This window comes from Pseudomonas cremoris (genome assembly GCF_014230465.1).
Genome location: NZ_JAAXCY010000022.1, coordinates 21,494 through 31,895 on the forward strand (window position 1 = coordinate 21,494; position 10,402 = coordinate 31,895).

Sequence of the window (10,402 nt, forward strand, 5' to 3'; positions counted from 1 at the left end):
ATTCCCATCCTGGCCAACCAAAATTTGGCTAGCCAGGCATCGACTCAGTTAGATCGATACAGGAGCAGGAATATGAGGATGTGGGTCATAGCCCACAATCTCAAAGTCCTCAAACTTGTAATCGTAAATGCTGTCCGGCTTGCGCTTGAACTGCAACTTAGGCAGAGGGCGCGGATCACGAGTCAGTTGCAGGTTAACTTGCTCAATATGATTCAAGTAAATATGCGCATCACCCATTGTAACTACAACCTCGCCAACTCCCAAATCGCACTGCTGCGCCAACATATGAGTTAAAAAACTAACCCCTGCTAGGTTATAGGGATTTCCGAGCAATAAGTCTGACGACCGAATGTATAGATGCGCCGACAACTTATTGTTGGCTACATAGAACTGATAGAGCAAATGGCATGGTGGCAATGCCATCTTCCCATTCCGGGCATTCTCTTGTGGACTCACCGATTCATCAGGAAGGTACTCGACGTTCCATCCATGGAAGAGAATCCGACGACTGTTTGGGTTAGTCTTGAGCGTATGAACGACGTAGTCGATTTGATTGATGGCCTTGCCGTCCTGGGTAGGCCAGGCCGTCCACTGCTTGCCGTAGATCGGGCCGAGGTCACCGTCTTCAGTTGCCCACTCATCCCAGATGCTGACACCATGCTCCTTCAGCCATTTGGTATTCGTGTCACCATTCAGGAACCAGATCATCTCGTTGATGATGCTCTTGAAATGCAGCTTCTTGGTGGTGAGGAGCGGGAAGCCATCCTCCAGGTTGTGGCGGAACTGGCGACCGAAGACACTCAGCGTGCCGGTGCCGGTGCGATCGCCTTTCTCGACGCCATTCTCTAGCACGTCGGCCAGCAAATCGTGGTACATCTTCATTTCGGTTCCTCAAGGTTCGCGCTGACCAAATCCAGTGCGTCACGCAATTTCAAAATTTCAGTATCTTGCTCTTTGATCTTCTGACGCAGCTCATCTGCGAGCTGGAGGTAGTAGTCCCTAGACTCGCGGACAGTGTCCAATCTCTTGTCGAGCGTGGCACAAGAGTTCTCAGAATCCTGATACCTATTGAACCAATAAAGCACTTCCAATCGACTCTTTTCAAGGCGTTGCATCAGAATCGTCTTGGGATCCTGCTTCTTCTCAGCCTTGACCCTCTGAGCGAGCACTGCAATGCGGCGGTTGTCCTTGATCGCCTCAAGCCGCTGCGCCGGGAAGTCGCGCTGTCGGATAGTGTTGCGATGAATGCCTGTGATGCGGCTCAGCTCCGCCATCGTCGGCTTCAGTTTCGGATCAGAGGCAATCTGCATAAGCCCCTGAGCCAGCAGCTCAGTGTTCCGGTCGTAGTCGAGCTTATTCTTGGCATCAAACGCCTGGACTGTCATACCTCGACCTCCTCACCCAGATGCTCCAACACACCCTTGGCTTCCTCCATCGCCGCTCGCAACTCCTCCTCAGAGCCTGCTGAGTTCGGAGAGCTCAAGGCCAAGCTGTTCTGCACATAGATCTCCCGCCATTTAGGAGCGTGAGCCTTGGTGACCACGGCGTTTTTGCACCGATTCGGATTGCAACGCAGCGATCCGATGCAGGGCAGAGACTCGTCAAATACCTCACGTTGACCGCCATAACAGAAGCCTTGTCCCACGTTGATGATCGCCATGCGCTTCTTGGCCATCTGGGCGATGATTTGCTCTTTGGTGTAGCCAGCCGCCATGTACCCGCTGAACACCTTTTTCATCCGCGCCTTGTGGCTCTCCGCATTGGGGCCGGCGTAGTTTCCGTCGGGATCGCAGTAGCTCTGGATGTACTCCTCCTCTGCCATTTGCGTCGGCGTCTTGCTAGATGAACGCCCACCCTTGGACAAGATCTCAGCGATCGCTCCGTACCCAAGCGTCACCGCACTGAACGCCTTGTTCTGGCCAGCACCACCGATAAGGTCACCGAAGTGCTTTAGCTGGTGAGAGATGAATGGGAGCCCAAGCTCAGCCCTGGCCATCTGGTAAGCCAGGGTGTGTCGCAACGTGTAAGGCGAGAATTCCAGCGACTCGAACTCCTCGTCCGTCAGAATATCCTCGAAGAAAGCTCTGAACTGGTGAGTGATTCCAAGCGAGGACATTGAGTTTGGTTCGGCGTCCTGCGCGACAGTATCCACATTGGAGAACAGGTAAGGATTCTGCTTTACCTTAGCGATGAGGCAAGCGGCACGGATGGCGTCACGCACAATCGGAATCGCGATCCACTTGTCGTCGAACAGCTTGGCCAAGCCTTGGCGATGCTTGATCACGTTGCTGATCAGCAACCAGTAGTCGCTCTCTTGCTCCATGCACGACTCGACTAGGATCTCGGAGAGCTCTGAGGGCCGCATGCCGGTGTACTGCGCCACGAGATAGCAGGCACTGTACGAGACGAAATTGATGTACCTACGGAAATCATCGTCCAGTTTGGAATCTGAGAGCTTGAGTAACGTTTCGGTCGCCTTAAAATCATGTCGACCAGAGCCAGATTGGAACGTAGATGGAATGCAGCCAAAAGCTGCGGACAGTGCATTCGCCATCGCACCGGAGTCATAGCCTTTTCTCCGCAGCCTCAGCGCTACGTACAACTCGAAATTGTAACGCGACAGCTCTTGAGCGTTGGCTAACGAGTAGCCGCTAGCGTTTTGGCGGGTAAGGGCAACCAGGTCATCCACAGGCTCCCCCAGAGTGCTTAGGAAGTCGACCACTGCGAACGACGCCTCGCGAGAAGCCTTCTCGAACACATCGTTCGGCAGAATACGGTATGTGCGCTCAGAATCAGGGACGTGCTTGAGTACCTTGGCCCAGGCGAGCGATTCCAGCTGAACGTAAGGCAGTGGCTCTTCGAAAATCTGCTCCTCGAAAAATGGCGACCTGACCAAGGTAAAGAACTTCTTGAGATCAGGGCCAAAGGCGTAGGGATGAATGAGCGCTGCCTCCCGGTACATACCCGCATCAAAGTACGTCAGACCATGGTGTCCAACCTCGAAGAACTCATCCGTCATCAGCTGGCGCGCCTGCCCCGACATCGTATCCAGGAAGCTCAATCCAGCCTTCATGCATGAAATGGCGGTGTTGGCTTTGATGTTCCTTGGCGAGGCAAACGAGCGCGTTGCCGCTGGCATCTTCAGCCAGCAATACAGGGCCACCTTGACCTCCAAGACCGCCGACTGGTTGAGCAATGGGTACGAGTCAAAATTGAGCCGTAGCTTGGCTCCTTGGACATTCCTGGCGGCGTTCGGATGATCGTCATTGAAGTCCCAGACGGCGTCGCCCAAGACGGATGTCTTACTGACAGGCAACGCCATCAGCGCCTGGTACCAAGAGAGTGCTTCCAGCGACACAGGAGTCGGATCGGCGATGTTTCTGCGCAACTCAAGCAGCAGGGTGTGAGCAGTTGTACGCCACTGTTTGTACGCAGCGAGTTCAGGGATCAGAGCATGGTTCATAGCGTTACTCCCTCGGTCAAAACACTGACCTGCAGGTTTTCAGAGAGGCGCTCAGCCTTGGTCAGCTCTTCTGCGGAAAAGTCCGATGTCTCAGGATCTAGAAGGTTGTTTAGCACATCAAGGTTGTCCAGGATGACGGCTCCGTAGGGCGTATCGAGCACCCGGTTGACTTCAATCATCCTTTGGTAGTCACGCCGCATGGCGAAGAGCTCCGGCAGGTGCGATACCGTGATGATGCTGTTGCTGCATGAAAGGCACATGTTGAACAGCGTGCAGGGCTTGCTGGGGTCATAGCTTGCCAACGCCTTGATGAAAGCAGGTGGGTCAAAAACGTTCATGCATGTGGCAAGGCCAGAACGCAGTGGCATCGCCTCGGGCGTGGGCTCGATAGTCTTGGTCGGGATCAGCTTCGGAGCCTCCTCTAACGTGTCTTGCTGCATTTCATGGAGAACCTTATTCAGCATTCGGCGCGCCATGGGGTTGAAGTCCATCTGATCCAGATAGGCCATGGTGGTGCTTAGGCTCTTATGCCCCAGGAGAACCTGGATCTCACGTGGAGAGACGCCGCGCTCGATCAGTTCGCTTACGAAGCTAGGTCGGAAACGTGACGGTGAGAGCTTGAGAGGATTACCATCTTCGTCAAGCAGCCCGTGATCCTGAGAGAACTTGTCCAGGGTCTTATTGAGCTGGTTGCCACCTGAGTTCTCAAAGGAATCTACAACCCCGTATTTCCTGGGAGAGCTTGAGCGGTAAATGAAGAGCTTGTTCTGGGCTTCGACAGGCGCACTCAAGCGAATCTCACGGGTCAGGTGCTTCACATCGTCAAAGATTTTCTTGACCACACGGCCTTGAGAGGTGGTCAGCCAAGAGATCTCCGCATGGAAGATATCTAGATGAAGCATCTTCGCGCCTTCAGAACGCTCTTTCCAATACAGCAAGCAAGGCCGATCCGTTAAGTCATGGCGCTCAATGAAATCATCCAGCTCCAGTCCCAGCAGCGAGTCAGCATTCATCCCGGTAACTTGGGCAAGCCGAGCGATGTACGGCGCAATGACTCGACCATCAACCTGATACTGCACGCCCCAGCTTTTATAAACCTCGAAGATCGAAATTGGCGAAGCCGAGATAATCGACATAAACGCCCGTTGATAAAGGTCGTTTTTATCTACGGATTCGAAGTTTAGGGGCTTGCAGTTGAGTTTGTTCTCAAAAATCCACCGTGCGTTATCCAGAGTGTTAAAGCCTCGGCGTACTCTTCCGTCAGCGTTCAGCGGATCTTCCCCTACCTGGCTTGGAACGTAAGCCTGGGCCAAGCGATTGGTTTCATCAATTTCTTGCTCAATGACCTGCGAAATACGGTTTCGGACAGCCTGGGGATAAGGCTTGTACTGGTCAGTTTCACGCTCAGCATCGAAGCCTGTAGCTGCGACGTAGCTGCTCAGCCCGAGACCCTCGATTTGGACTGCGCGCGCCATCATTTTCCGAGCAGAGCTCATCATCGAACTGCTGTGGCTGGTCGACAGCGAACGCTCCAAGATCTTTTCCTGGAGATATCCCCTGAACTTGGGGAGGGAATACGGGGTTACGAGCTCCCTAATGTCCTCCAAGCCTGTGTAGTTGGCATCCTTGAGATAGGCTCGGAAGTTTTTGAAAGCCTCAATGAAATTCGACTGCCCTGACGCACTACTGCTCTTCATTGATGAAGCACTGAAGAGGTGCAGCAGGTGCTGGAAGGGGCGCTCCGGTTCCGGGCTTACGAGGTCGGACAGGCGATGGATGCGGACTGAGCGCAAAGCGTTGAAGCCGTCTCGCAATGACTCAGTCTTTTCGACTACCGTCTTCGAGGCGATACGCTGCTCGACGGTTTGATAGTTAGGGTCAAGAACACCAAGCTTGCGAAGATCATCGAGAATCTCCTCAAACGTGATCCGCACCAGTTCGAAGCTCGCCCTGGCTGATTTGAAGCCAGCCAATTCAGGAATCTCGCTCATGAAGCCACGATCCCTGATGGTATTGGCAGCCACTGGAATCGCCAGCTTCTCCTCCATAGACATGCCTTCGTACCAGGCAAGCAGCCTACGGCGCCAATCGCAGGCGCCAGACGGATGGCCAGGTACGATAATTCCTTCGGCGCGCATCGCCTCGAAGATCGGCTCAAAGCTTGAGACGCGCTTTGAGATCGTACCTGGGTTCAGATTAGTCTGTTCGATGAGGTATTTAGGAGCCACCGCCAACTCGTCCCCCCTGCTCAGACATACCTTCAGCAACGACTCCCGATCATCAGTGGCGCGGGCCACAAATGACTCAATGACGGCGTCTGCCTGAGCGCTAGTCAACCGACTCATTTCATATCTCCCGCATCAATTTTCAGGCGCGTCTGCTGGGAAAGCTCAGCCATCTCGCCTGCTTTCGTCTTGGTTTCAGTTCCGGGGCGTACGAGCTTCTGGTAGAGGTCGTAGGGGATCTGGGTATAGGTTTCCGACGTGCTGAGGCGCGAGTGACCAAGCGTCTTCTGCACGCTCACTAGCCGGTCAAGGTAATCACTACCAATGTCTGGCGTTCTCAACAGGGCATAAGCATTCCCGTGCCTCAACTTGTGGGGAGAGATCATCCTGTCGATTTTCAGCAGGTTCAGCGCTCGCTCGGATGTGCGCTCCAAGAGCTTGGAGATCGAGCGAGGGGTGTACTCACCCCCTTCCGCATTCAGGAAAGCAGGGGTGTTCTCAGCCCCCTTGAATTGACGCTTAGTCATTTTGTACAGCGGCGAAGCATGGTACTTCTTGATGCGCAGCAGCGTGGCGCGGCTGACCAACGTCTGGCGGGGCTTAAATGAGTCCGCAGGGCCTTTGCTTCCATCAATATGCAGCGGGCAGTAGTCCGCGTTTACCGGTTCTGAAACACCAGGCGAGATGAACAACGTGTCCTGGAATCGAAGGGCATCATCAATGGCCTTGAGGGTCACTCGCGGGACTTCTGAGCGGCGCACGCCTGCGTCGTACATGAACTGGAGCAAGCAGCGCTCACGCTCACTCTGCGTAGCCAGGATGAGCTCTCTGAGATCATTCAGGGAACAAGCCACTACCAAGCTCTTGTTGGGACGGGGGGACAGGTAGCCGGCAGTGTAGGGGTTAGGCGCGGTACGAGGCGCGGGTGCGTCGTCCACTCCCCGGCATAGAGAATCATTGAAAAACGCCATCAAAGACGAATCCCGGTTGCGCACCGTCTTCTTGGAAAGCTCCTCGTCCTCGCGCAGGTGAGCGAAGTACTCCTCGATCACGTGGGTGCGGATTTCCAAGAACGCCGAGTCACGCTCGCAATCACGAAACTCACGGCGGTTCGTCAGGTACTCGCAGGTGTACCCAAGGTTGCGACCATAGGTGATGGCCGTCTGCTGGGATATATAGGCTTTCTGAAGCGCGTGGGATAGGTAACCCGAAATCAAAGGCATGAGGCGCTCATCATCATCAAAGACGGCTGTCCCTGTGACGTTCACGGCTTCCTGAATTGGGGATTCTTCGGATGAGTCGTCCCGCCTGGTTGGGGACTCTCTGAAATCTAGGGGGGCGCCCCTAACTGCGATGACCTTCACGGCTTCCTCTCTCTTCAAAGCGGCCCGTACTATACACAATGTGCATTTCGTATTGGGGCACAATAAATGAGCTTGGAAGGTAAAGCCTTACTACGCAGCCATTGCGTAATGTGCGGTTTCGTCGAGGGGGTATAATAGGAACACGTCGGAGCTGCGAATGTACAACTGCATCGACAGGTGACCGTCATGCACGAACGCCTGGTACAGCAGGTGGCACGGCGGCAGGGCTTGCTTGCCGTTGCGTGCGTTTTCCTGGGGGCTCTTGGTTTCGTCGGGCAGGTACTCGACGTTCCAGCCGTGGAACAGGATGCGGCGGCTGTTGGGGTTGGTCTTCAACGTCTCGACCATGTAGTCGATCTGGTTGATCTTGCCACCGTCCTTGGTTGGCCAGGCAGTCCACTGCTCGCCGTACACCGGGCCGAGGTCGCCGTCTTCGGTGGCCCATTCGTCCCAGATGCGCACGCCGTTTTCATTCAGCCACTTGATGTTGGTGTTGCCGCTCAACATCCAGATCAATTCGTTGGCGATGCTTTTGAAGTGAAGCTTCTTGGTGGTCAGCAGCGGGAAGCCGTCGGCCAAGTTATGCCGATACTGACGGGCAAACACGGCCTTGGTGCCGGTGCCGGTGCGATCGCCCTTGGTCAATCCATTGGTCACGACGTCGTTCAGTAGTTCGAGATATTGCTTCATTTTGGTACCCGTATCGTTGAAGCCGGAACCTGTAGGCTCCGGCATTCGAATTTAAAGCGTCGCGCTCTTGATAGGCTGCGGACGGTTGTACGCCCACCACAACAAGCCCAGGCCGCCGAGGATCATCGGCAAGCTGAGGATCTGGCCCATGGTCACCCAACCAAACGCCAAGTAGCCCAGCTGTGCATCCGGCACACGCACGAACTCGACGATGAAGCGGAAGATCCCGTAGAACAGCGCGAACATGCCCGACACCGCCATGGTAGGGCGTGGCTTGCGCGAGAAGATGTAGAGGATAAGGAACAGCGCCACGCCTTCCAACGCGAATTGATACAGCTGCGACGGATGGCGCGGCAATTGTGCCGGGTCGCTGAACGGCGGGAAGATCATGGCCCACGGTAAGTCGGTCGGCTTGCCCCACAGCTCGGCGTTGATAAAGTTGCCGATACGCCCAGCACCCAAGCCAATCGGCACCATGGGCGCGACGAAGTCCATCAGTTGGAAGAACGACTTGCCGTTGCGACGGCCAAACCACCAGGCGGCGATCATCACGCCGATAAACCCGCCGTGGAATGCCATACCGCCTTTCCACACTTCAAAAATCAGCGTTGGCTGCGCGATGTAGGCGGGAAGATCGTAGAACAGCACATACCCGAGGCGCCCGCCGACGATCACCCCCATCGACAACCAGAAAATCAGGTCGGAGAGCTTCTCCTTGGTCCAGGTCGGGTCGAACCGGTTCAGGCGTCGGGAGGCCAGGAACCAGGCACCGCCGATGCCGATCAGGTACATCAACCCGTACCAGTGGATTTTCAGCGGACCGATGGCCAGGGCCACCGGGTCGATCTGCGGGTAAGGCAGCATTGCGACTCCTCGTTAAATCATTCGTTATAGCGACCGGACCATGCCGGGCCGCGATTAAGCCTGCATTACAACAAAAAGTTTAAGCCGACACAGAACAGCAGCCCGGCGAACAGCCGCTTGAGCAACCGCGGCGACAGCTTGTGCGCCAGGCGTGCACCGAAGCGGGCAAACACCATACTGGTCAGGGCAATGCCCAGCAGCGCCGGCAAATACACGAACCCTAGACTATGAGCGGGCAACAGCGGGTCATGCCAGCCCAGAATCATGAAACTTAATGCACTGGCCACCGCGATGGGCAGGCCGCAGGCTGAAGACGTGGCCACCGCCTGTTGCATCGGCACGCTGCGCCAGGTCAAGAACGGCACGGTCAGCGAGCCGCCGCCGATGCCGAAGATCGCCGAAGCCCAACCAATCACCGTACCGGCTAGGGTCAGACCCACCTTGCCCGGCACCGTTCGACTCGCCTTGGGCTTGACCTCCAGGGCCAGTTGCACGGCCACCAGCAGGGCAAACACACCGATGATTTTTTGCAGGTTCGGGCCGGAAATCGCCTCGGCGGTCAACGCCCCAAACCCAGCGCCGACCAGGATACCCACGGTCATCCACACAAAGATCGGCCAACGCACCGCGCCCCGCCGATGGTGCTCGCGCACGGCATTGACCGAGGTAAAGATGATGGTCGCAAGCGAGGTGCCCACGGCCAAGTGGGTCAGCACCTGCGGGTCGAAACCCTGCAAGGTAAAGCTGAACACCAGCACCGGCACGATGATGATCCCGCCGCCCACGCCGAACAGCCCAGCGAGCACGCCCGCACAGGCGCCCAGTGCTAAATACAGCAGAAATTCCATGGGAGCCCCCCAGACAAGTCCGGCATGTTAACGGATGGAAGGCATGCGACCCAACTGGATACGATGGAACGCCCGTGCCCGAGTGCGTAGAGTGGCAAAAAACACAAAAGGGATCGCCTGATGTGCCTGATTGTTTTCGCCTGGCGGCCGGGCCATGCCCAACCGCTGATCGTCGCGGCCAACCGTGATGAGTTCTATGCCCGCCCCAGCCTGCCGCTGGCCCAGTGGCAAGATGCCCCCGATGTCTATGCTGGCCGCGATCAGGAAGCGGGTGGTACGTGGCTGGGGGTCAATGCCGATGGGCGCTTTGCTGCCCTCACCAACATCCGCGACCCGCACCAGCCACCGGCCCGTAAGTCGCGTGGGGAGTTGGTGGCGCGCTTTCTCAATGGAACCCTGCCGATTGACGACTACTTAGCCGACGTTAACGGTCGTTCCATTGAATATGCCGGGTTTAACCTGCTGGTGGGCACGCGTGATGAGCTGTGGCATTACAACGCCAACCAGACCGAGCCGACTCAGTTGAAGGCTGGGGTGTATGGGTTGTCGAACGCGGGACTGGATACGCCCTGGCCCAAGCTGCTCAAGGCCAAGGCGGCGTTGAGCGCGGTGCTGGATGATCCGCAGCCGGAGGCATTACTGGGGATTTTGAGTGACCCGCAGACGGCGCCGTTTGCAGAATTGCCGGATACCGGGGTTGGGTTGGCGACCGAGAGCCTGCTATCCAGCGTGTTTATAGCCAGCCCCAGCTATGGGACGCGGGCGAGTACGGCGTTGATTGTGAATGCGGATGGAACGCGGCGGATGGTGGAGCGCAGTTTTGGGCCGCATGGTGGGCGGCTGGGCGAAGTCGAACTCAACCTCTAGCATCACCGCAAACCAATGTGGGAGCGGGCTTGCTCGCGAATGCGGTGGGTCAGCTTGCATATGTATTGGCTGATCCACCGC

8 protein-coding genes and 1 pseudogene are annotated in these 10,402 nt (G+C 56.3%); 1 reads left to right on the forward strand and 8 read right to left on the reverse strand.

The features are described from left to right. Positions 1 to 48 precede the first annotated feature (48 nt). From HF257_RS32665 to HF257_RS32700, 8 genes and pseudogenes are all read right to left on the reverse strand, one after another. Positions 49 to 882 carry a thymidylate synthase gene (locus HF257_RS32665; RefSeq protein WP_020190342.1) on the reverse strand — a complete coding sequence of 278 codons (834 nt, stop codon included), beginning with the start codon at positions 880 to 882 and terminating at the stop codon, positions 49 to 51. Continuing rightward, a complete protein-coding gene (locus HF257_RS32670) occupies positions 879 to 1,385 on the reverse strand; it encodes a hypothetical protein (protein ID WP_020190341.1) in 507 nt (168 codons plus the stop codon). The genes HF257_RS32665 and HF257_RS32670 overlap by 4 nt, the downstream gene beginning before the upstream one ends. Next, complete coding sequence (locus tag HF257_RS32675) at positions 1,382 to 3,463, reverse strand: tyrosine-type recombinase/integrase (protein WP_020190340.1); 2,082 nt, start codon at positions 3,461 to 3,463, stop codon at positions 1,382 to 1,384. The genes HF257_RS32670 and HF257_RS32675 overlap by 4 nt, the downstream gene beginning before the upstream one ends. Further along, positions 3,460 to 5,808 carry a site-specific integrase gene (locus HF257_RS32680; RefSeq protein WP_020190339.1) on the reverse strand — a complete coding sequence of 783 codons (2,349 nt, stop codon included), beginning with the start codon at positions 5,806 to 5,808 and terminating at the stop codon, positions 3,460 to 3,462. The genes HF257_RS32675 and HF257_RS32680 overlap by 4 nt, the downstream gene beginning before the upstream one ends. Beyond that, positions 5,805 to 6,956 carry a tyrosine-type recombinase/integrase gene (locus HF257_RS32685; RefSeq protein ID WP_236183057.1) on the reverse strand — a complete coding sequence of 384 codons (1,152 nt, stop codon included), beginning with the start codon at positions 6,954 to 6,956 and terminating at the stop codon, positions 5,805 to 5,807. Before HF257_RS32685 ends, HF257_RS32680 begins: the two co-directional genes overlap by 4 nt. A gap of 207 nt (positions 6,957 to 7,163) precedes the next feature. Continuing rightward, positions 7,164 to 7,742: pseudogene (gene thyA / locus HF257_RS32690) on the reverse strand (thymidylate synthase); the annotation flags it as partial. 51 nt (positions 7,743 to 7,793) lie between these two features. Then, complete coding sequence (lgt, locus tag HF257_RS32695; RefSeq protein ID WP_185709743.1) at positions 7,794 to 8,606, reverse strand: prolipoprotein diacylglyceryl transferase; 813 nt, start codon at positions 8,604 to 8,606, stop codon at positions 7,794 to 7,796. Between the two features lie 65 nt (positions 8,607 to 8,671). After that, a complete protein-coding gene (locus tag HF257_RS32700) occupies positions 8,672 to 9,454 on the reverse strand; it encodes a sulfite exporter TauE/SafE family protein (RefSeq protein WP_185709744.1) in 783 nt (260 codons plus the stop codon). Between the two features lie 120 nt (positions 9,455 to 9,574). Between HF257_RS32700 and HF257_RS32705 the strand changes: the two genes are divergently transcribed. Then, a complete protein-coding gene (locus HF257_RS32705) occupies positions 9,575 to 10,321 on the forward strand; it encodes an NRDE family protein (protein ID WP_185709745.1) in 747 nt (248 codons plus the stop codon). The last annotated feature ends 81 nt before the right edge of the window (positions 10,322 to 10,402 follow it).